The organism is Mangrovivirga cuniculi, assembly GCF_005166025.1.
Classification (GTDB): Bacteria; Bacteroidota; Bacteroidia; order Cytophagales; family Cyclobacteriaceae; genus Mangrovivirga; species Mangrovivirga cuniculi.
Window position 1 is genome coordinate 2103789 of the sequence record NZ_CP028923.1, and the last position, 23704, is coordinate 2127492.

The window sequence follows — 23704 nt, forward strand, 5'->3', positions numbered from 1 at the left end:
TACATAAAAATACCTCATGTGGTTCAAATTTCAATAATGAATCTGCCAGAATCGAATTGGATACTTTTATCCGGCTATTCAAAATATTTAAGGGAATACCTCAATCTTAGTTACCAGATTATACCTGTACAGATTTTAGAAAAAAATTGCCAATCACATGGATAAAATTAAAAGACTTTTAAAAGAATATGAAGATCTTCTTTCCAGAAAGAACGAAGTGGTACAAGATACTGGAGTTTTTAAAAGATATAAACATCCAATAATTACCTCAGAGCATGTGCCTGTTTTTTGGAAGTATGATTTGAATCCGGAATCAAATCCATTGATGCTTGAAAGGCAGGGTATTAATGCTGCATTTAATGCAGGAGCCATGCTTTATGATAATAAATTTACTCTCGTTGTCAGGACAGAAGGCAATGACAGGAAATCATTTTTTGCAGTTGCTCAAAGCGAAAATGGCATTGATAATTTCAGGTATTGGGATTATCCCATCACATTGCCTCAGACCGATGAACCTGATACCAATGTATATGATATGAGGCTCACTAAACATGAGGATGGTTGGATATACGGTCTGTTTTGCACTGAGCGCAGACCAAAAGATGCGCCAGAATATGATCAATCTGTTGCAGAAGCAAAGTGTGGAATTGCACGAACCAAAAATTTAATTGATTGGGAAAGGTTGCCCGATCTTGATTCAGGGGATAGTCAGCAAAGAAATGTCGTGCTTCATCCGGAATTTGTCAATGGAAAATATGCATTATATACAAGGCCTCAGGATGGGTTTATTGATGCAGGAAGTGGTGGTGGAATTGCCTGGGCACTGATTGACGATATTGAAACTCCAATAGTCAAAGATCAGAAAATAATAGATCCAAAAGTATATCATACTATCAAGGAAGTGAAAAATGGGCAGGGGCCGGCACCAATCAAAACTGAACAGGGTTGGCTTCATTTAGCCCATGGAGTAAGAAATACTGCCGCTGGCCTGAGATACGTATTATATATGTTTATGACTTCTCTGGATGATCCTTCAGAGGTTATCTATTCTCCTGCCGGTCATTTCATGGCCCCCCAGGGAGAGGAAAGAGTTGGCGATGTTTCCAATGTCCTATTTACTAATGGATGGATAGTGAAAAATGGAGAAGTCTATATCTATTACGCTTCCTCAGACACAAGAATGCATGTTGCAACCAGCACAGTTGAGAGATTAATTGATTATTGCAAAAATACACCTGCTGATGGATTGACTTCTTATGCTTCAGTTAAAACACGTAATAATTTGATTAAAAAGAATTTAGAATATATGAAGAATGCAAAGCTTAGATAAGAAACATATAATAGGAAAATTACCAGTTTCCGAAAAAGTAGCTTACGGACTTGGTGATTTTGCATCTTCTATGTTCTGGAAGTTGTTTTCGATGTATATGCTGTTTTTTTATACTGATGTGTTTGGAATCTCAGCAGCTGCGGTGGGAACTATGTTTTTGGTAACCAGGATATGGGATGCAGCCAATGATCCGATCATGGGTGTTATTAGTGATCGTACAACAACAAGATGGGGCAAGTTCAGACCCTATCTTCTTTGGGTGGCAGTACCATTCGGATTGATAGGTGTTTTGACTTTTACAACTCCAGAGCTGAATGAATCAGGAAAGCTGGTTTATGCATATGTTACTTATACTTTAATGATGATGGTGTATACTGCCATTAATGTGCCATATGGTTCTTTAATGGGAGTGATGTCTAATGATGGAGACCAGCGAACATCGCTGGCTTCATGGAGATTTATCGGTGCTTTTTCAGGAGGATTGTTTGTTACCGCCACGGCAAACTCATTGATTGAATATTTCAGTAAAGGTAGCAGTGAAGCAGATGGCTTTCATGTTACTATTACAATATATGCAATCGTGGCGGTTGTGCTTTTTATATTAGTATTCCTTGGTACAAGAGAACGTGTAATTCCCGAACAGGAAAAGTCCGGAACGCTTAAGGATGATGTAAAGGATCTTTGGAAAAATAAACCCTGGTTTATCATGCTGGGAGCTAATATTTCAACACTCATTTTTATTTCGATGCGTGATGGATCCATTTTATTCTACTTCAAATATGTAGTTGGTGATCAGGTCGTTAATGTTTTTGGAAATACCTATGAATGGTCATCTGCAAATTTATCTTCAGCATATATGTCTATTTGGTTAGCCACTAATATCGTTGGTGTTGTTTTAGCTAAACCACTTTCATCTCGTTTTGGAAAGAAAAATACTTTTATTCTTTCAGCATTGACCTCTGCCATATTCAGTTTTATTTTCTTTTTTGTTGACTCGAATCAGATATTCACTATTTATGGACTAAATATTCTTCTTGGGATAAGTTCAGGGATTGTATTGCCCCTTGGATGGTCTATGTATGCTGATATTGCAGATTATTCTGAATGGAAGACCGGAAGACGAGCTACCGGCCTGGTGTTTTCATCAGGGTCTATGTCTCAAAAATTTGGTTGGACAATCGGAGGAGCACTATCTGGCTGGATGCTTAGCGCCTTTGGTTTTGAACCCAATGTTGAACAGACAGAAACGGCTATCCTGGGTATTCGACTTATGATAAGTGTGATTGCTGGCCTGGGAGCGTTAATGGCATTTCTTTTTATTCGCTCATATAAGCTGGATGAGTCTACCATGTCAAAAGTAAAACAGGATTTAGTCGAAGAGAAAGAAAAGGATTTTGTAGCAGCATAGACTTGAAATGATTGATTTATATGATAGAAGACTTAAAACCTTTCGAGTTTAAGAATGAACTCATCAATATATTAGATTATTGGTCCTTTAATATGGTTGACAAAAGCCATGGAGGTTTTTATGGTAGAATCGATGGGGAAAACCAACTACAAAATAAAGCTGATAAAAGTGTAATATTAAATTCACGAATTTTATGGACATTTTCAGCTGGCTTTAACTTAATTCCTGACGGAAAATATAGAAAATTAGCGGATAGAGCCTTTCATTATATTCTTGATCACTTCATAGACCGGGATTTTGGAGGAGTTTACTGGCTTTTGGATTTTAATGGTAATCCTGTAGAATCAAAGAAGCAAATATATGCTCAGGCTTTTGCCATTTATGGATTGACTGAATATTACAAAATCACTCAGGAAGAAAAAGCATTAAGTACTTCTATAGATATTTACAATCTAATCGAAAAGCAAGCTTTTGATTCTAGCTTCAATGGATATTTGGAAGCATTAGATAGGAAATGGAATCCTATGGAAGATGTAAGATTAAGTGAAAAAGACCTCAATGCTCAAAAAACTATGAATACTCATCTTCATATTCTCGAAGCTTATACAAATTTATATCGGGTATGGAAGGATGAGGACTTAAAATATAAATTAAAGGGCCTTATTGACTTAATGATCAATTTGTTTGTATCTTCCGATTACCATTTTAATCTATTTTATGATAAAAATTGGAAGCTCCTTAGTGATGAGTTTTCTTTTGGTCATGATATTGAAGGTAGTTGGTTGTTATTTGAAGCTGCAGAAATCATTGGTGAAGAAGAGGTTATTAAAAAGGTTCATAAGATTGCTATTGATATGGTCAATGCTTCCCTGGATGGAATGGATGACGATGGCGGTCTAATGAATGAAGGAGATGAAAATGGAATCACAGATTCTGATAAACATTGGTGGCCCCAGGCAGAAGCACTGGTTGGATTAATCAATGCCTGGCAATTGTCAGGGAATAAAAAGTATTTGGAACAAGTTTCAAAATCCTGGGTTTTTATTAAAAATAACCTTATTGACAGGGAAAATGGAGAATGGTTTTGGAAAATATCCAAAGAGGGGATAATAGATAAAAGAGAGGATAAGGCCGGACCATGGAAATGTCCATATCACAACGGTAGAGCCATGATTGAATGCTATATGCGATTGAATAATTAGTTATATAAGTGTATGAGAGCCAGTTTGTTAATTTGTCTTAGTGCTTTTTTTTTCTCAGCATTAAATGTGATTTCTCAGACCGATATCAGGTTTGAAAATATGGGAATGGAACGTGGGCTTTCAAATATGAACACTTCCTGCATAATACAAGATTCACTGGGGTATATCTGGGTTGGTACTGATGATGGGTTGAATAAATTTGATGGATATGAGTTTACCACTTTTACCTATGGTTCAAATGATAAGGAGAAATTAAATATAAGTAACAACAGAATTTTTGCCTTGATCGAGGGGATTCAAGTAATCTTTGGATAGGCACTTACGATGGGCTAAATAAATACGATAGAAGATTAAACCGATTTTTTACTTTTAGACCTATTTCGCAAAAAAGTAATTCTGATGCTAATATCATTTATTCGCTTTTTATATCAGAAAATTCAATTCTTTGGGTAGGTACTGGGGCCGGATTATTTGCTTTCGACACTCGAAAAAACAGTTTTATAGATTTGCCGGATAGTTTTCAGTTATTAAATGATCAAACTATTCATAGCATATTAAATGGACCTGATGGATCATTATTTATTGGTTCAGAAAAGGGAATTTACACCATAAAAAATAATCAAATTGAGCTTTTAAATACAAAATTATATAGTTCAAAAAAGGTTATATCGCTATTATTTGACAAAGACAATAATTTATGGGCAGGACACTTTAATTCGGGAATAAGTATTATCGATTTTACCGATTCATCTAGTATTTTTCTTCGCAAAGGTCCTGAAAGCTTGCTTCCTGATAATTATATATATGATATTACTCAAAATGAAGCAGGTGAAATTTGGGTTGCCACAGATAATGGACTATCGCTATACAAGGGAGATGGAGTATTTGAAACTTATAGTAGTACAGTTGGTGATATTTATAGTCTGTCGAGTAATATAATTACAAGTATTCTTATTGATCATCAAGAAAGAATGTGGGTATCCACGCGACTTGGAGGTATCTGCATGTACGATCCTTACCGACATCAATTTAATCACATTAAAAAGAAAGGATATGAACCCGGTAGTTTATCGAGTGATAAAATTACAGGTTTTACTGAGACACAAAACGGGAAACTTGTCATAGGAACTGATGGTGGAGGGGTAAATATCTATAATGAGCAGAATCATACTTTTGAAAAATTAACCAGGAATAATAATGGATTGGCCAGTGATAAGACGTTATCCTTAAAATATGATAGCAAAGGAAATCTCTGGATTGGTACGTGGGGGAATGGCTTAAATAAGATTTCTCCTGATGGTCAAATCACTCATTACATTCACAATGAAAATGATAAGAATTCTATAACGGATAACAATGTCTATGAGATTTTCGAAGATTCCAAAAAAAATATCTGGATTGGAACATGGGGAAATGGAATAAGTAAATATGATCCGGTTAATGACTACTTTATAAATTATACACACGATCCTGAGAACGCTGAATCTTTTGCCGGATCAGCAATAAATCAGATAGCAGAAGATTACAATGGAGATTTATTAATAGTCACGGAATTTAAAGGGTTAGACAGATTTGATCCTGAATCCGGGAAATTTAAGCATTATAAAGCGGGAGATGAAAAGTCAATTGCACTGAATGCCCTCAATAGTGTTTTGGTGGATAGTAAAAACAGAATTTGGGTTGGAACAAATGGGGCCGGGCTCAATCTCTACGATAGAGAAACTGATTCATTTAAATTATTTACAACAAAAGATGGTTTACCCAATAATGTGATTGTTGGTCTACTTGAGGATAATAAAAGTAATATTTGGATTAGTACAAACAGGGGAATATGTAAATTTGACCCCGTACTAAAGACGTTTCAGAATTTTGATGTAGATGATGGATTGCAAGGCTATCAGTTTATGCCTAGAAGTTCATATAAACTTTCGGATGGGCGATTAGTATTTGGAGGGAATAACGGCTTTAATCTTTTTAATCCCTATGAAATAAAGACAGACAGTAATTCTCCGAATGTCTATCTTTCTGGAGTCAGTTTATTTCATGAACCACTTACAATAGGAGGGAATCACGATATACTTAAAAATAGCCTGCTATATACTAAAGATATAGCCCTGGAAAATAACCAGAATTTTTTTACGATCCATTTTACAGGTATAAATTTTACCTCTCAAAATGACATAGTTTACGCCTATCAAATGTCTAATTTGAATAATAATTGGGTGTTTTTAGGGAAAGAAAGATTCATATCATTTACAACCTTAAAACCCGGTGATTATACCTTTCGGGTCAGGGCTTCCATTAATGGAAGTGACTGGTCAGAAAATCCGGCAGAATTATCTATTAAAATTTTGCCTCCCTGGTGGAAAACTATCTGGGCATATATATTATTTAGTGTATGTTTTATATTGCTATTAGTCGGGTTCAGATATCTAATTATAGCCAGAACTACTTATAAGAATAATTTAAAACTTGCAAGGCTTGAAAGAGAGAGCCTTGAAAGTACTAATAAAGCCAAGCTTCAATTTTTTACTAATGTGTCTCATGAGTTCAGAACTCCTCTCACTTTGATTTTAGGTCCTGTTGAAAATCTTATTGAGGCAAGCACAGATAATTTCACGAAAAAACAACTTAAGATCGTTAGAGGAAATACTTCGAGGCTTCTTAGGCTAATAAATCAATTATTAGATTTCCGTAAAGCAGAATCGGGTAACCTAAAGATTAATGTGGCAGAAGGGAATTTTGTGAAATTTGTTAAAGAGATTAAATTATCGTTTGATTCCAGGGCTGAAGAATTAGGTATTGAATTCGATATTTACAGTTCTTCCAATATAATTGATCTTTATTTTGACAGAGATCAATTTGAAAAAATCTTATACAACTTACTTTCTAATTCTTTTAAAAATACACCCAAAGGTGGGGAGGTAACGATTAAAATAATTGAAAACCAGGAAACTGTTGACCTGATTGTAGAGGATAATGGGATTGGTATTCCAAAGGAAAATTTTGATAAGATATTCACAAGATTTTATTCTGGTGAAACAGAATTTGAAGGAACTGGTATAGGATTAGCACTGGTTAATAGCCTGGTTCGTTTGCATCATGCGGAAATTACTTTTAATAGTATACAAAATGAGCTAACGCAATTTAAAATTACCATAAAGAAAGGTCGAGGACATTTTAATGATGACCAGATAATTGACGATTTTAAAAATAGTGAAAGAATCGAAAAATACCTGGATGACGCATTGAGTTTAGAAGGAGTAGTTTCTAATGAAGTTGAAGTTAACAATGTTGATATAAAAGATCTGGATAAAATCCTTATAGTAGAAGATAATATTGATGTCAGGTCATTTATTAAATCTACGTTTTTAGGAAAGTATATTGTTTTAGAAGCATCAAATGGTGAAGAGGCTCTTGAGCTTGCAATTGATGAAGTCCCTGATTTGGTGATTAGCGATGTGATGATGCCTGTCATGGATGGGATTGCTCTATGTAAAAACCTGAAAACAAATACAAAAACCTCTCATATTCCGGTTATTTTACTTACTGCACGTACATCTTTAATCTTTGAAACTGAAGGATACGAAAGTGGAGCGGATGATTACATTTCAAAGCCTTTTTCCAGTAGTTTATTAAAAGTACGAGTGAATAATTTAATTCGGCAGAGGAAAAAGTTACGTGAAATTTTTAATGACAGAAATGACCTTCAGTTAGAACCAGGTATGGTTTCTTTTACCTCATCAGATGAAGCTTTCATACAAACAGCATTAGATAGCATAGAAAAAAATATGTCTAATTCTGACTACTCCGTTGAAGATCTTGGAAAGGACGTAGGATTAAGCAGGATGCAGTTATATAGAAAATTAAAAGCTATGTTAGGGCTTTCAGGTAATGAATTTATAAGGAATATTCGCCTGAAAAGGGCAGCTCAATTACTTAAAACAGGAGAGTACACAGTTTCTGAAACAACATATCTTTGTGGGTTTTCTGATCTTCAATATTTCAGGAAGTGTTTTAAAAAGCAATTTAAGGTCAATCCATCAAACTATAAAGAAGAAACGCATGATGGTTTAAACCAGAATGAAGACCAATTGTAAAATTCACCTATCAAATTTGGTAGATATGACCTCCTTAAAGTGCTTTAAATTTAAAGAATTTCGTGGCATGAGATTCATTGTTTTTTTAGGTCTGTTTTTAATAAACATTTCAACTTTTTCTCAGGTAACTGATTTCATAAGGGTTGATTCTGGTCACTTCTATAAAGGAAATGTAAAATATAAATTCCTAGGTGCAAATTATTGGTATGGAATGTATTTAGGAATGGAGTCAGGTCCTGGAGATCGTGATCGCTTGATTAGGGAATTAGATCATTTGCAATCCCTTGGTATCAAAAATCTTCGGATACTGGGGTCCTCAGAAGGCAGTGGGAAGTATCAAATATCTCCTCCATTATTAATTTCAAAAGGAAAATATAATGAAGAGGTTTTTAAAGGATTAGACTTTTTATTAAATGAATTAAGAAAGCGAAACATGACCGCTGTAGTGGTATTGAATAATTTCTGGATGTGGAGTGGAGGTATGCCACAATATGTATCATGGGCTGAAGGTTCAGATATTCCATTACCTGATATCGAAAATGGAGATAGCTGGGATCCGTTTATCAATTATTCCGCATCGTTTTATAAGAGTAACAAGGCTCAAAGGCTTTATAGAAAAAATTTAAGGGAGATAATTAATCGTATAAATTCAATAACAGGTGAAAGGTATAAAAATGACCCAACTATTCTTTCCTGGCAATTAGCTAATGAACCAAGAGGGTATGACTATAAGAAGGATTACAGATCATGGATTAAAAATACCTCTGAATTTTTAAACCGGATTGATAAAAATCATATGATTTCTTTGGGTGCAGAAGGCGACACCGGGTCAGATCAGGCAGGAGTTGATTTATATAAAGACAATCAATTTGAGGCTATTGATTATGCTACTATTCACCTTTGGATACAAAACTGGAGCTGGTATGATCCTAATAATCCTGAGACATTTTCCAAGGCTCTTCAAAAAGCTGAAAAATACCTTGATAGTCAATTAAAAAAAGCTAAAAAATTAAACAAGCCTGTAGTTATAGAAGAATTTGGTGTTAGCAGAGATAATGCTGATTTTTCGATTACTTCTTCTGTGCACTATAGAAATAGGTTTTATGAATATGTATTTGATTATGCCTATCAAAATATTATAGATGGAGGTTTAATTCAGGGAAGTAACTTTTGGTCGTGGGGAGGAGAGGGTAACCCTTCTAAACCTGGGCAAATGTGGGATAGGAATAGTGATTTAACAGGTGATCCACCACATGAACGACAGGGGTGGTATTCAGTTTATAACCATGATACCACTACTATTAGCATTATTAGAGAATCAGCATTTAAAATTAATGAATTATCCAGATGAAAAAGATTTTTAAAACAGCCATATTGATCTTGTTTGGTATCGCAATAATTTACCAATTCTATATTTTTATTAAACCTGATGAGTCAAATAAACCTTCTATACCGGATATTTCACTAGTTCTTTTAGATAATAAAAAAACTTCTGTTTCAAGCTTGGGAGATGATAAGCATACTATTGTATTCCTCGTAAATACACAATGCGATTACTGTAAAAAAGAGATAAACGAGCTTGAAAATTATATTGATAGGTTCGTAAATACAGAAGTCATCTTTATTTTATTCGAAGACCTGGAAGTAATAAAAGATTTTAAAAATTCTATTCTTCCTCAAGAGAATTCATTTATCACCTTCGCCCAGGCATCACGTGAAGAAGTAAAAACAGTTTTAGAGAAGGAATTAGTTTACCCATATATGTTGTGGTATGATAATAAAGGTATTCAAAAAGTTCAGCATAGAGGATTGTATCCTATTGCAAGAATAATCGAATCGATAAATAATTCGCATGATTGATATGTCTTTCAGGATACCAGATATTTTTAAAATTAAAGGTGTTATACAAAATTATCCCTGGGGAGGTGAAAGATTTATTCCTTCTTTATTGGAGATTCAGCCTAATGGTAAACCTTTTGCCGAATATTGGATGGGCACGCATATGAAAGGCCCTCAACGGTGGAGGATACTGATCAATCTCTTCTGGATTTAATTGGAAATTACCCAGTTGAATTACTGGGCGATTTGGTATTTAAGCGATTTGGCAGGCTACCATTTTTATTCAAGGTACTGGATGTAGCCGAAATGTTATCTATACAAGTTCATCCTTCTAAGAAAGCAGCTGAAAAGGGCTACAATATTGAAAATAAAAAGGGGATACCCTTAAATTCACCAAATAGAAATTTTAAGGACGACAATCATAAGCCTGAAATTATGGTTGCCCTAAGTGATTTTTGGCTGTTACATGGATTTTTGCCAGAGAAAAATTTAAGAGAGAACTTGAAACGGGTTCCTGAATTGAATCACCTGTTATCTACATTTGAAAATGGCTCTATTGAAGAATTGTACCGACAAGTGATGCATGAACCACAGTCAGTAACCGATAAAATTTTATCTGCATTAAAAAGCAGACTTTTATCAACTAATCTTGAATGGGATAAATCGAGTCCGGAATTTTGGGCGATTAAAGCTTTTAAATCTTTTTGTACTGATAATAAAATGGATAAGGGAATATATTCCATCTTCCTATTTAATATTGTACAAATCAATCCCGGTGAGGCTATATTTCAGGATGCCGGAATTCCCCATGCATATTTAGAAGGTCAGAATATGGAATTGATGGCTAATTCTGATAATGTATTACGAGGTGGCCTTACACACAAGTTTGTAGATGTACCAGAGTTATTGAATAATATTAAATTTGATTCTACTTTACCTGTTATTTTGAAAGGTGAACTACAACCAGATTCTATTGAAAAAATTTATAGAAGTACTGCAAAAGATTTTGAGCTAAGTGAGCTTCATTTACCTACGGATAAATTATATTCTTCAATTTCTATCAATTTAGAACTAATGATTGTGATCGAAGGAGAGGTGGTTTTTTCTGGTGATTCATTAATTAATCTGCAAAAGGGAGAAGTTGCTGTAGTAAAAGCAGGTACTAGCTATACAATTAAAAGTAATCATAAAGCAACTATCTATAAAGCAAAATGTCCGTTGTAATTTTATATCACCAAATTAATTGGAACTAATAATTTTCGCGAACATTTGAATAATATTAATATTTCTCTGGCCACTTTATCCCTAATGCTGAGGCCGTAATGGGGCCAACAATACCATCATCTCCATTCAAACCAAAGTTTGCCTCCTGGAATTCTAAGACGGCTCGCAGACTTCTTGATCCGAAATCCCCGTCAATTCTTCCTTCATAAAAGTTTTTGTCCTTGAGTATTTTCTGTACTTCCTTAACTAATTTCCCTTGAGATCCATATCTCAATCTGGGTGATAGCTTTTTGTTTCCTTGGGTAGCTACCTTCATAGCATCCTTCCCTGTTAATAGTAAATAACTGAAAGAATTCTGGTCAATATTATACGCATTTTGTCTAAAGTACTTCCACGGACCGGTTTCAGGGAGTAAGTCCAAATTGGGATCTACTCTTCTTCTACATTTTGGATATCCCACAATTACCTGGCAGCCCGCACTTGCGAAATTCTGATCATTAGCACTCATACACCATGCAGCGTGAATATTATCGTATGGTCTGCCGTATTCCACCCTGTCGTCATTATCATAGTCAGCATCGTCCATAGTTCTTCTTACGGGTAATTTATTGTCTTGTCTGAATGCTTCATGGCCGGTTGGCTTCCCTGCTTTATGCCAGCCTTTTCTATAGTCATTGTAAAATCCTGTAAGTAACATATTAGTTCCTAAACCTCTTCTTGAAATAGATTTCAGAACGTGATTGGAATGTGGTACAGTACTGCCTGGAAATAGAGCAATTCCCTTTTCCTGGTGGTATTGTCCTATTATACAATTGGGGTGTATATGATCATAATTGGTTATTTCAATTGAATGCTCAGATTTAAATTCCATCGAATCATCTGATACAATGGTACAACCCCTAAGCCCAAAAAATATCATTTCCTTATCTGGTAATAGAAATTGGTTAATGATAGACAATTTTTGAACATGTGAATCTTTAAAATTAAACATAGTATTTTATAGTAATAATGCGATTATAATCTGACTCAAATGGAATTCAATAAGTATTGTTTTGCAGATATTTTTAATTTCTTTAAAAACCAGCCAATATTAAATACCCAAGGTTGGGTATATTTTTTAAGATTTTTGTAGTCAAATGATTTATGAAGTGCTTTTTTATTAAGGAGTAATAGAAATTATTTTCAGTACATTTTTATGAGAATAATCTGCCGATTTGTCGTTGATTTGACATTATTTATTCTGGATTTTATGTTGTTAGTCAAACAATTAAATCTTAAATTATGTTATAGCCGTAAATAGTTCTAAACACCGAAAGTATTATGAAAAATAGATCCATCAACCTACTAGTGTTATTATTTGTCGTTTCCCTTATATTCTCGGGATGTTCAAATTATAATGAATACGTAACCGATTCAGATTATTCTTATAAGGGAGTTTTTAAGAAGTATAGAACTTTTGCTTTTGTTGACATGTATTCCGAAAATCCGGTAGATACTACACTTGATAATATGATACGTGATGAAATTTTCTACAGGATGAATGTCAGAGGTTATAATTACAAGGATAAGAACCCCAATATTCTGGTATTCTATAAGTTATACGAAGAAGATTTTAAGTATACAGGTTATAATCAACCTGAATTAGAATATTATGTAAAATATCAGCCTGAAGATGAGGAAGAGATTGAAAATAACAAGGATACGTATGATCCTGTGAAAATTCCTTTAGTCAGGGGTACAATGCTAATCCAGCTCATGGACCGTAAAAAAGGTGCTACAATCTGGCAGGGATATGCAAGTGGATTATATGCCGGGACTTATACTGATAATCAAAAAATCGTAAAAAATGCAGTTCGATCAATTTTTGATCGATATCGCTTATTCGTCGAAGAACAACAAAGAGCTTCAGGGACATATTAAATATTCGTTCTTCAGAATTTTATTACCTTAACATAAAAAAGTACAATTGATTTTATATATTTGAAATCAATTGTACTTTTTTATGGTTAGGATTTTCTACTTATTCATTGCTTTATTAATTTTTATTCCAATTAGTACTTTTGCTCAGCTATATGCAGGGCCTGAGATTGGGGTAAGTCATGGTTATACTTATATTGGAAGTAGTTCTGAAAGAGAACTCTCTACTTTTGGCTTTAAACCTGGATTTTCTGCAGGACTCTCTGTCCATTACGATATCTCAGATGTATTTGCAATTCAAAGTGGAGCCCTATTTACAGTAGAAGGCAAAAGTCAGACTCAGACTGAGTTAAATTACACAAATGAAGCAAATTATCGATATCTTGATTTTCCTTTGAATTTAAGGATTAGCATACCAACCGGTAATAGCAGATTCTTTTTTAGCGTAGGACCTTCTTTAAATGTTTTTCTGGGTGGAAGTGGAACAATAACTCCTCAGATAGGAAGTCCGTTAACCTTTGAGGAATTAAACTATAATTTTGAAGAAGGACCAACGGATGGTGATAGGACTACATTTAATCCTTCTGATTTAAATAGGGTAGGATGGAGTATGAATATTGGGCTTGGGTACTTTTATAAATTTGAGCAGGGATATATCGTCTCTATTGAAGCTCAATATAGGAGAGGGCATTCTAACATAGGAAGATATGACGAGATTTTTGTAGATCCATATGGTGAGTTTTTGAATGTGAAATATGACATCGAAAGTTCTCCTCAATCCATATACGTTGGCGTTACTTTACTTAAACAGGTTAAGTTTTTTCAAATACAGCGTAAAAGTCACAACAGAAGATCAACTGGGCCAAGAAGATAAATATAAAGGCTGTTAAGCCAATATATAACAATGGCTGGCAGTATCTGAATACTTAAACCGAATAGATTAGATGGAATTGAATTCGTAAATATCTTTCAATGCAGTAATTCCACCTTCAAGATTTTTTACGGAAGTAAAGCCATTAGCCTTTAGCAATTTCATAGCTATTAATCCTCTTTTTCCTGTTTTACAACAGACTACAATATCGTGATTTTTATACTGGCTTATTTTGTCCAGGTTTTTTGGTAATTCATATACACTAATATGCAGAGTCCCTACCGGGTCTTCCTCATGCTCCCACTGCTCTCTTACGTCAATTGTTATCAATGAAGCTTTCTTTTCTCTTAAACTCAAATATTCTTTCGATGATAAGTGGTTTTTCATTGAATTATAAATTTTAGCTGAAAAGGCTTTTTATTATTATCATATCCCTTAAATATATATAGCCCCTCAGGTAGATTATGCAAATTTATATAATTTCCTTTTACATACTTATCGTTTTCAAGTATCAACTGACCCTTAATGTTATAAATAGACCAATTATAAACCGATTTTGAAAGCTTAATATATTCTTTTGAAGGATTCGGATATATTTTAATGGTATTTGAAGGGGGGCAGGAAAACTAATTCCGGTAATTATTTCTTGTTTACCAAATACCGGTCTTATCATTATACTACCCTTGATATCTCTATTTTTTTGCCAGAACCCATCCAAATTCACATAAATTTTTTCACCATTATTTGAATTTTTATCAAGACCAATCGGTAATCCGAAATCAGCAAACTTTTGAAAGCCTACGTAAACAGTATCTTCAACAACTAATGGATCGATTTTATATCTCGCTGGAGAACCATCCTCGGGTAAAATTACTGAGGAAGATCTGCTGTTTTGGTTAGTAGTTAAGTCTGTAGAAATATAAGGAACTATTAGTTCGCCCGGATTATTCAAAAAATAAATATCTATTGCTGTTAAAGTATCAGGAAAAGGAATAATGTACTCAGCCGCAATTATTGATCCACTACCATTGGCTTGAAAACCTGATTCAGGACTGTGGTCGTCATAAGCATAATAATCGATAAAAGGATAAACTACACTTACAGTATCATTAACTCTGAAATCAACGGTATTGTAAAAAACAGAGTCATCTGGTTGAGAATAAAAGAACCCTTCAATAAAAAGACTGTCACTATCGTGATTGGCGATATATTCATTTAGTTTTGAAGATTCTTTTTCAGGAATTGAATAGAATAATTTTTGTCCGAGTCTTGAAAATATAGTGTCTTTTACTATTGGTTTTTGTAAAGAATCTATAATTGTTCCTGTTTCCCTATCTAATAGGTTCATGCCATACTCAACAACTCTTAAGCTTGAAGATAAATTTTTGCCAAATACTCCGTTTGGAGATGTGTTTTGAGGTAAATTTTCTTTAAGATGATCGATTGGGATAGAATAGTATTGATCAAATAATTGTCCGGGAAGGCTCACTAGTGTTCTGTCCGGATAATCACCTTCGTTACCATCCTGGCTACTCAGAAGAGTTACGTAATCAATATTCCAGGCATCAAAAGGTCCGGAAAGATTTCCGTAATTTCGAAATCTGAACATAAACTTCTGATGGAATAATGAATCAGGAATTTTAATTGATTTATAAAAGAAAGTATCCGTTTGGGTTATTTCTGACCCGGATATACTCAATGCATTAACCCAATTTTCAGATTGAGTTAAAAATTCAATTATTAGTGAGTCCTCACTGTCGGGTATTTCTCCAAATCCTTGTTTTTGATAGTAAAACCCAAGGTAAGTAGAATCTCTTTGAGTTTCAGGTATCACACTTAGATCAAGTATGTTTGAAGTGAGTTCGTCAGCATATCCGTTAGTATTCGCATTTGTGTATGCGCTTCCGTTTCCTCTGGTTCCATCAAGTCTAATACTCCCAATGGAAGGTATATTCTCTCCACCGGTCTCTAATAATTCGACATTTTCAGTGACTAACCACAAGTCTTGTTTAAACCCTGTTCTGTGATCAGAAAAATCATCAAAAAAAGGGATTTGATTTATTATTGTATCATTATTTTGCCGTGACCTTGATGAAATTTTTGTTTCTGCGGTACTAATAATTACTTCCTCAATCTGGGAAAATGATTCATTCCAGAAAACAATAAATATGGATATGGTCAGTAGATACTTAAACATATTATTCAAAATCAGGGGATTCTTCTCCGCCTGAATTCATGAGCCTCATTTCTTCAATAGCCGAACTGTCAACCTCAACAATCCATAGATCAATCAATGTACCAGTATATACTTTTTGACCTGCCGGAGGCATTTGTCTTAAAACAGTACCAGCGCCAGCTGAATCTGCAGGAACTGATTGCTGGAAAATCTCACCGATTTTTAATCCTGAACCTAATAGTATTGTCTCTGCTTCAAAATAATTTAACCCTTTTATATTCGGATTATCAATCGGAGCTCCCTGGTCTCCAACTACAAGATCAACAGGTGTGCCTTTATATATCATAGTTCCGGGCTCTATGGTTTTTCCATCAATTTGCTGATCCAGAACAAGATTAGCCATTCCGGGTTCGTAAATTATCTCGCCAACCTCAAGACCATAACTTTTCAATTCCTTCATTGCGCTTTTCACACCGGAATCGACCAATTTAGGCATTTTTATTTCAGGCGGATGAGAGGCATTGAGGGTTAAGGATACCACTCTTCCTTTTTTAACCTTAGTACCTGGTTCCGGATATTGTTTTAATACAACCTCGGCTGGAAAATTCTTATTGAAATCAGAATCTGGTTTGATTTCATATTCCAGGTTTCGCGATAAAAGGTCTTCCTCTAGATCCTCTATAGTTTTTAAGGTCACGTTAGGTACGGTTATAACCTCTCCATGTAGTGTGATTTTTGGTAAAACCACATGAAATACCAAATAAAGAATAAGGAACGTTGCAATAAAAATGAGCCCTATATTAAGTAACAGGCCTTGCAATGTGTTTGTCTTTGGAAAAAATTTCTTAAAATTCATATTTTACTCTAATCCTGAATTAAAGTTAGTTTTTAAACGAGTTTTTCTTTCAAATCTATATATAGCCTCAGATATAATTGTATCGATGAGACTGGTAAAAGTGTATCCATCATGTTTCCACATCATCGGAAACATAGAAGAATTTGTGAACCCGGGGATGGTATTGATCTCATTTACGTAACACATACCCTGATCTTCCTGATAAAAAACATCTACCCTGGCAAAACCCTGGCAACCGACCGCTTTAAAAGCATTAATGGATAAATGTTTGATCGTATTTTCTATGTTTTCCGGTAGTGAAGCTGGGATTTCCAGTCTTGCAGCTTTACTATCTACATATTTGGCCTGAAAAGTATAAAACTCATATTCTTTTTCAACAACAATCTCACCAGGCACTGAGGCTTTAATTTCATTGTTTTCTACGAGTACACTACATTCAAGTTCTCTTGCCTCTACAAATTCTTCAGCGATTATTTCATTATCATATTTAAACGCTTCTTTTAATGCAGTTTTAAATTCTGATTTTGATTTGACCTTTGAAACGCCAACAGAGGATCCAAGATTAATTGGTTTAATAATAAAGGGAAGACCTAATTTATCTTTAATAAATTCAAATTCAGGATCGTCCTGGTAAGTGAAATACAAATAGTCACAAACAGGAATTCCTTGCTTTTCAAGGATTTGCTTTGTAAAAAACTTGTTCATCGCTATAGAAGAACCCATTACATCAGATCCCGCATAAGCTGTTCCTGTTACCTCCAATAGTCCTTGAATATTGCCGTCTTCTCCGTCTGTTCCATGCAATGCAGGGAAGGCAACATCAAAAATTAAGTTTTCCTCTTCTGAAGTTGAAAAGGACATTTGACCATTATGAAGTTGCAGAGACAGTTTTAAGCCCTTAGTTATATCATTACTAACCTCATTTGTTAGATACCAGCCACCGTTGGTGGATATACCTATACAATAGATTTGATATTTTTCTTTATCAGCTGCTTCAAAAATATTTTTAGCAGACCTGATGGAAATATCATGTTCTACAGATTTCCCTCCGTATAAAAGTGCTACTTTCTTTTTTTGCATTGATAATTTATAACTGGATGGCTAAAATATTAAAAAATACTCTATATATATTACTGCCTGATGATTCTTTTAGTAGTCGTGAAAGTTTCTCCTTGAATTTGAATAAAATATATTCCTGAACTTAAATTTCTCAAGCTTTGACGATAATTTTGATTGAGCACATTTTCAATGCGATTTTCTTCCAGAACTTGACCTCTGCTATTTATGAGCCTTATATTGAGATCTTGTGTTTCGTCCAGATAGAACGAGATATTAGTATATTCAACTGAAGGATTTGGATACACTCTTACATCCGGTTCATTTAAAAATAAAGGATCAGGATTATTGCCCAGAAATAATTCAACGTTATCGAAATATAAATTATTACTTCCATTATTAATTCCCTGGAAGGCCAGCCTTAAATTGCTTTCACCCGTATAATTAGTCAGGTCAATATATAACCTTCTCCAATCAGAGACTGAAGATGGTTCCCATGTCCCCTGAAGGGTTCAGAATTTAATGTATTTGCTGAAATAGTAGCTAAATTCACATCAAACGTTTCACCACCATTAGTGGATAATAATACATTTAAAATATCGGTAATTGTTCCTGAAGCCGGGCGATAACTCACATCAATAAAAACTGAGGCTTCTTCAGTTTCGGAAAGATCAAATTCCGGAGTAATGATCATCGGGTTTCCAATTGTCTCAAATATATTATCAAAAGTTCCGACAAGGCTGGATTCACCAACTGGAGAAAATACTGAATTAGTAAATTGCCACTTTAATTCGTTTTCTTCATCGATATTTAACCAATTTGTGGGACCTTCAAACCGCTCTCTGAAAGGTGCAATTAATTGAAAAGGATGATAGTAGAAGGACTTGACTTTAAGGTTATTAGTTAGATTTTCATCCTCAGGGAAATTAATCTCAATTGAAATTTGTTGCTTGAAATTTTCAGACTCGAGTAATGTTAAGTCAACTCCCGACACTAAAACAGATTCACCGGCTGGAATTGGTGATGTTGGGGTAAGAGTTACCCTATTTAATCCTCCTATTATATCAATAGTGAAATTATCAACAGCTGTTTTGCCAGCATTAATAATTTCAAACTCCGGAGCCAAAGTTTCATCAGAATGTACTAATCCCGGATATAGAATATCACCCACTCTAAGATCATTATTATATTCTTCGGGCTGGATCAATCCCGGAGAATTTAACAGACTTGCTCTTCTTGGACTTTCATTTAGGATAATATGCATACGTGATGATTGATCCACAGTGAAAATATTCATGCATTCATCTCTGGTATAGTCCATGTAGTTTTCAAACATATCTTCGCTTCCACAAGTGAAGCTGTTTTCCGGACAACCATTAGTAGAAGTTAATTGATCAGGCGTATCGTTAACGTAATCACTGGCAGAACAGTCTCCATCACCCCAAACATGTCTTAATCCAAAAAAATGACCTATTTCATGGGTTAGTGTTCGTCCTTTACTGGATGGGACTGTATTAAAGCCTGTACCAAAATATTCGTAATCGATAACTACCCCGTCTGTAAGCCTGTCATCTTTTGCACTTTCTAATCCAGGCAGATCGCTGACCGGAAATTGGGCATAACCTATTAAAGTAAAACTTAATTCAGCAACCCAGATATTCAGATAATCTTCAGCTGGCCAATAACTGGCAGCCTTAAGTTCAGATTCATCAGATTGGCTTAATGAATATGAATTCTGAGGACCCTGTGTTCGTATGATTCCTGTGGTAGGAAGTCCATTTGGATCTTGCTTTGCTAGAACAAATTCAATCTGGGTATCAGCTGCAAAGGGTTTGAAAATATTCCTCGTGAAGACAGAATCAGCATTCATTCTTCTGAAATCTTCGTTCAACGTTTCAAGTTGATTAAGGATTTGTTCCTGAGGTATATTGCTTTCTATCCCCAGGGACTCTCCGTTATGTACAATGTGAATTACAACGGGAATTTGAACAACATTTTCCTCGTTGGTTTTAAATATTTCTGTTGATTCTGATTCCTTTTTATTTATCCATCGCTCAAAGTTTAAGACCTTTTTTTGATAGGAATCCCCATATTTTTGCTTTGATAATAAAACAGTTCCGCACTTTTCCTGGGAAAAGGCACGGAACTGAATCAATGTTATTATCAGAAGAGCTAAAAAATTAAATCTTACCATTTTAAATCATAGTGTCGGGTAATTTGGCTTGAGGATCTCCAGGTTTGGTAATATTAATTGCTTCCACACCGTTAATTTCAGGAACTGCTTTTTTTACAGCTTCCTCAACTCCGGCTTTGAGCGTCATTGTGCTCATCGGACAACTCCCACAAGCGCCCAATAACTCGATTTTAACAATATTATCCTGGTTGATATCCAACACCTTTACATCGCCACCATCAGCCTCTAAGTAAGGCCTTATATTATTGATAGCTTCTTCAACTTTTTGTATGAGTGTCATATATAGAATTACTTGAGTTCTACAATTTTAGTTTTATCCTGTTTAGCATTTCTGATTGCTACTTCCTGGGCCAGACTTCTTGCAAGTGCTCTGAAGTCGTCTGCAACAGGAGAATCTTTCATTGTTACAGGATAACCTGAATCACCACTTTCACGGATACCCATTACCAGAGGAATTTCTCCAATAAACGGTACGTTATTTATTTCTGCGAATTTTCTTCCTCCGCCTTCTCCAAATATATGGTATTTATTATCTGGTAATTCCTCCGGAGTAAAATAAGCCATATTTTCAACAATTCCCAATACAGGTACGTTGATTTGTGGCTGCTTAAACATTGCCAATCCTTTTTGTGCATCCGATATAGCAACCTTTTGGGGAGTAGTAACAATTACTGCTCCTGTAACAGGCACAGTTTGTACTAAGGTTAAATGAATATCACTTGTTCCTGGAGGGAGATCAATTAAAAGATAATCTAATTCACCCCATTCTGTGTCTGTAAAAAATTGCCTGAAAGCTGAAGAAGCCATAGGACCTCTCCACACAACCGCCTGATCCGGAGGAGCAAGAAAACCAATTGACATTAATTGAATCCCATATTGCTCTAATGGTTGCAATAAGTTTTTACCATTGACTTCTCTTACACTTGGTTGTTCTTTTTCACAATTAAACATTGTCGGAATCGAAGGACCAAAAATATCTGCATCGATAACTCCAACTTTCGCCCCTTCATTTTTAAGTGCAACTGCTAAATTGGCAGTAACAGTAGATTTGCCAACTCCTCCTTTTCCTGAAGCCACAGCAATTATATTTTTAACCTGAGGCAAAACAGGAGAGTTATCTCTTATAGTTGTTACTCTTGAGGTCATGTCAATATCTGCCTCAACATCAGAGCCCAAATGTTTTTCGATAGCTTTTAAACAATCATTTTTGATTATTTCTTTTAACGGGCATGCAGGCGTGGTTAAAACAACTTTGAAGCTAACTTTTTTATCTGTTATTGCAATGTCTTCAATCATGCCTAATGTAACCAGGTCTTTCTTGAGATCCGGGTCGATAACCTCTCCGAGAGCACTAAGTACTTTTTCCTTCGTTATTGCCATATTATTCAATTGAACTTCTACTTTGGTAACGTTTGACTTAATAATAAGTTTAAACAAATTTGGCGCAAGTTAATCATATTTTTTTTCACTACTACATGAAATTAATTTCAATCAAAAAACATATTGGTTAATTTTGTATTTTGCGGAAGACGCAAAGCTAATAGCGCATTTAAAAGGGAGAAATATTGAAGATCTCAGATGATTCTATAGAAAAAGTTAAATCATACGTCGATATTGTTGATGTTATTGGGGAATATGTCCAGTTGAAAAAGGTTGGGCAGAATTACCGTGGTCTTAGTCCCTTTACCAATGAAAAGACTCCATCATTTTACGTTTCACCCTCTAAAGAGATATTTAAATGCTTTAGTTCGGGTAAAGGAGGAGATGCAATAAAATTCATTACTGAATTTGAAGGTGTAGGATATCTGGAAGCAATAAAAATACTTGCTGATAAATACGGTATCGAGCTTGAGATGGAAGAACTTTCTGAGGAAGCCATCCAAAAACAATCAACCAGTGAAAGTCTTTTAATTGTTCTAAATCATGCTGCTGAATATTTTCATCAAATGCTAAAAGAAACCGACGAAGGCCGATCTGTAGGCCTTTCGTATTTCAGGGAAAGAGGGTTTAATGAAAAGATCATAAATGAGTTTGGATTAGGCTACAGTCTTGATAAATGGGACGGGCTCTATAAAGAAGCTTTGCAAAAAGGTTATCAGGAAGAATATCTGGATAAGGCAGGTCTGATAATTAAAAAAGAAGAAAAAGCTTATGATCGTTTTCGCGGCCGTGTGATGTTTCCTATTCATAACGTTAGTGGAAAGGTTATAGCCTTTGGCGGAAGGGTAATCAAGTTAGATCCTTCAAAAAAGCAACCTAAATACGTGAATTCCCCTGAAACTGAAGTCTATCATAAAAGTAAGATACTTTACGGTATTTATCAGGCTAAACAAGCTATTCGTCAATTTGATGAATGTTACCTGGTTGAAGGATATACTGATGTTATCTCCATGCATATGTCGGATGTGGCAAATGTGGTGGCTTCGAGTGGTACTTCATTGACCGATGAGCAAATCAGGCTTATATCCAGGTACACTAAAAATATTACAGTTCTTTTTGATGGAGATGCTGCCGGAATTAAAGCAGCCATGAGGGGAATAGATATGATTCTTGAGAAGGGACTGAATGTAAAAGTCCTGGTATTTCCTGAAGGTGAAGATCCGGATAGTTATAGTCAGAAGCTAGGAACGGAGGAGTTTAAGAAATTTCTGAAAGAAAATGCCACTGATTTTGTCTCCTACAAATTAAAAATATACTCTGAAGAGGCGAAGGTAAGTCCTCAGGCAAAAGCAGACTCGATTAAAGCAATAGTAGAAAGTATTGCAAAGATACCAGATCCGATTAAAAGAACTGTTTATACTCAACAAGCGGCAACACATCTCAATGTAGATGAAGATTTATTAATTGCGGAAGAGAATAAGCTTATTATTCAGAAAAGAAGAAATGAGCAGAAACAGTCCGCAAAGGATCGATTCAGGCAGGAATCGGATGAGCCTGTTCAAAAAGAAGAGAAAGCTACGGAAGAGGACAATCTTGTACTAGCTTCCCATGTAGATAACTATATCGAATCACAGGAATCGGAATTGATAAGGGTACTCATTTCTTATGGTAATCACGAAATGGATGATGAAGGGACCCTGATAAGTCATTTTATTCTGGAGGAGCTAGAGGATATCGACATGATTACTCCGGAGTTTCATGCTATTCTGACGCAATACAGAGAAATAGTCAGCGAAGGAGGAACTCCTGATATTAGTTATTTTATGACCTTTGGAGATGAGGTATTACAGCAAAAGCTGGTCAATATGTTTATTCAGCCATATGAAGTAAGTGAAAACTGGCATAAGAAACATTTGATCTTTGTACCGACTGAGGAAGAACAATTGCATAATGTTATTAACAGTGTGATATTGCGGTTGAAATTAGCTTATGTTAAAAAAATGCTTCATGAAAATAAAGAAAAATTGAAGGAGCTAAAAGGTGATGAAGAGATCATTCATAGCATGCGAATTCAGAAAGAATTAAAAGAATTAGAAAGAGAATATGCAAAAGCACTTGGTAATGTGGTGATTTTCAAGTGAAACAGTTTAA

Annotated in this window: 20 protein-coding genes and 1 pseudogene; 11 read left to right on the forward strand and 10 right to left on the reverse strand. The window is 34.9% G+C overall.

Annotated features, from left to right (window positions below):
- Window positions 1-157: 157 nt before the first annotated feature.
- The 8 genes and pseudogenes from DCC35_RS09245 (at window position 158) to manA (ending at window position 11103) form a co-directional block, all read left to right on the forward strand.
- A complete protein-coding gene (locus DCC35_RS09245; RefSeq protein WP_317129007.1) occupies window positions 158-1330 on the forward strand; it encodes a glycoside hydrolase family 130 protein in 1173 nt (390 codons plus the stop codon).
- Window positions 1314-2738: an MFS transporter gene (locus tag DCC35_RS09250; protein ID WP_137090517.1), complete on the forward strand. Its 1425-nt coding sequence runs from the start codon at window positions 1314-1316 to the stop codon at window positions 2736-2738. The genes DCC35_RS09245 and DCC35_RS09250 overlap by 17 nt, the downstream gene beginning before the upstream one ends.
- A gap of 20 nt (window positions 2739-2758) precedes the next feature.
- Window positions 2759-3940, forward strand: coding sequence for an AGE family epimerase/isomerase (locus DCC35_RS09255; protein WP_137090518.1), 1182 nt, complete (start codon window positions 2759-2761; stop codon window positions 3938-3940).
- Between the two features lie 66 nt (window positions 3941-4006).
- A complete protein-coding gene (locus DCC35_RS09260) occupies window positions 4007-4255 on the forward strand; it encodes a two-component regulator propeller domain-containing protein (protein WP_175402772.1) in 249 nt (82 codons plus the stop codon).
- A 191-nt stretch (window positions 4256-4446) separates the two neighbouring features.
- Window positions 4447-8040 (forward strand): two-component regulator propeller domain-containing protein, encoded by a 3594-nt coding sequence (locus DCC35_RS09265; protein ID WP_137090520.1) that lies wholly within the window; start codon window positions 4447-4449, stop codon window positions 8038-8040.
- A gap of 67 nt (window positions 8041-8107) precedes the next feature.
- Window positions 8108-9391, forward strand: coding sequence for a glycoside hydrolase 5 family protein (locus DCC35_RS09270; protein ID WP_175402773.1), 1284 nt, complete (start codon window positions 8108-8110; stop codon window positions 9389-9391).
- Window positions 9388-9900 (forward strand): peroxiredoxin family protein, encoded by a 513-nt coding sequence (locus DCC35_RS09275; protein ID WP_137090522.1) that lies wholly within the window; start codon window positions 9388-9390, stop codon window positions 9898-9900. Before DCC35_RS09270 ends, DCC35_RS09275 begins: the two co-directional genes overlap by 4 nt.
- Before the next feature lies 1 nt (window position 9901).
- A pseudogene (gene manA, locus DCC35_RS09280) lies at window positions 9902-11103 on the forward strand (mannose-6-phosphate isomerase, class I).
- Window positions 11104-11158: 55 nt separating this feature from the next.
- On the opposite strand, the gene DCC35_RS09285 reads toward manA, so the two are convergent.
- Window positions 11159-12094, reverse strand: coding sequence for a peptidoglycan-binding domain-containing protein (locus DCC35_RS09285; RefSeq protein ID WP_137090523.1), 936 nt, complete (start codon window positions 12092-12094; stop codon window positions 11159-11161).
- Window positions 12095-12423: 329 nt separating this feature from the next.
- Here DCC35_RS09285 and DCC35_RS09290 point away from each other — a divergent pair, with 329 nt between their 5' ends.
- Both DCC35_RS09290 and DCC35_RS09295 read left to right on the forward strand, forming a co-directional pair.
- On the forward strand, window positions 12424-13023 hold the full coding sequence (locus DCC35_RS09290) for a DUF4136 domain-containing protein (RefSeq protein WP_137090524.1): 600 nt from the start codon (window positions 12424-12426) through the stop codon (window positions 13021-13023).
- An 82-nt stretch (window positions 13024-13105) separates the two neighbouring features.
- Complete coding sequence (locus DCC35_RS09295) at window positions 13106-13894, forward strand: porin family protein (protein WP_137090525.1); 789 nt, start codon at window positions 13106-13108, stop codon at window positions 13892-13894.
- 66 nt (window positions 13895-13960) lie between these two features.
- Here the strand turns inward: DCC35_RS09295 and DCC35_RS09300 are convergent, their stop codons facing one another.
- The 9 genes from DCC35_RS09300 to DCC35_RS09340 form a co-directional block, all read right to left on the reverse strand.
- Window positions 13961-14278: a rhodanese-like domain-containing protein gene (locus DCC35_RS09300; RefSeq protein ID WP_137090526.1), complete on the reverse strand. Its 318-nt coding sequence runs from the start codon at window positions 14276-14278 to the stop codon at window positions 13961-13963.
- Complete coding sequence (locus DCC35_RS22050) at window positions 14275-14493, reverse strand: T9SS type A sorting domain-containing protein (protein WP_137092620.1); 219 nt, start codon at window positions 14491-14493, stop codon at window positions 14275-14277. The genes DCC35_RS09300 and DCC35_RS22050 overlap by 4 nt, the downstream gene beginning before the upstream one ends.
- Window positions 14403-16088 (reverse strand): hypothetical protein, encoded by a 1686-nt coding sequence (locus tag DCC35_RS09310; protein WP_137090527.1) that lies wholly within the window; start codon window positions 16086-16088, stop codon window positions 14403-14405. Before DCC35_RS09310 ends, DCC35_RS22050 begins: the two co-directional genes overlap by 91 nt.
- A 1-nt stretch (window position 16089) precedes the next feature.
- The gene (locus DCC35_RS09315) at window positions 16090-16923 is read right to left on the reverse strand and encodes a PASTA domain-containing protein (protein WP_137090528.1); all 834 of its coding nucleotides are present in this window, start codon (window positions 16921-16923) and stop codon (window positions 16090-16092) included.
- Between the two features lie 3 nt (window positions 16924-16926).
- Window positions 16927-18003, reverse strand: coding sequence for a D-alanine--D-alanine ligase family protein (locus DCC35_RS09320; RefSeq protein ID WP_137090529.1), 1077 nt, complete (start codon window positions 18001-18003; stop codon window positions 16927-16929).
- A 50-nt stretch (window positions 18004-18053) separates the two neighbouring features.
- Window positions 18054-18287, reverse strand: coding sequence for a T9SS type A sorting domain-containing protein (locus tag DCC35_RS22055; RefSeq protein WP_175402774.1), 234 nt, complete (start codon window positions 18285-18287; stop codon window positions 18054-18056).
- A 140-nt stretch (window positions 18288-18427) separates the two neighbouring features.
- Window positions 18428-20173, reverse strand: coding sequence for a zinc metalloprotease (locus tag DCC35_RS09330; RefSeq protein WP_137090530.1), 1746 nt, complete (start codon window positions 20171-20173; stop codon window positions 18428-18430).
- A gap of 1 nt (window position 20174) precedes the next feature.
- The gene (locus DCC35_RS09335; protein ID WP_137090531.1) at window positions 20175-20453 is read right to left on the reverse strand and encodes a NifU family protein; all 279 of its coding nucleotides are present in this window, start codon (window positions 20451-20453) and stop codon (window positions 20175-20177) included.
- Window positions 20454-20461: 8 nt separating this feature from the next.
- Window positions 20462-21553, reverse strand: a complete 1092-nt coding sequence (locus DCC35_RS09340) for an Mrp/NBP35 family ATP-binding protein (RefSeq protein ID WP_137092622.1) — start codon at window positions 21551-21553, stop codon at window positions 20462-20464.
- A 185-nt stretch (window positions 21554-21738) separates the two neighbouring features.
- Between DCC35_RS09340 and dnaG the strand changes: the two genes are divergently transcribed.
- A complete protein-coding gene (dnaG, locus tag DCC35_RS09345; RefSeq protein ID WP_137090532.1) occupies window positions 21739-23694 on the forward strand; it encodes a DNA primase in 1956 nt (651 codons plus the stop codon).
- Window positions 23695-23704: the final 10 nt, after the last annotated feature.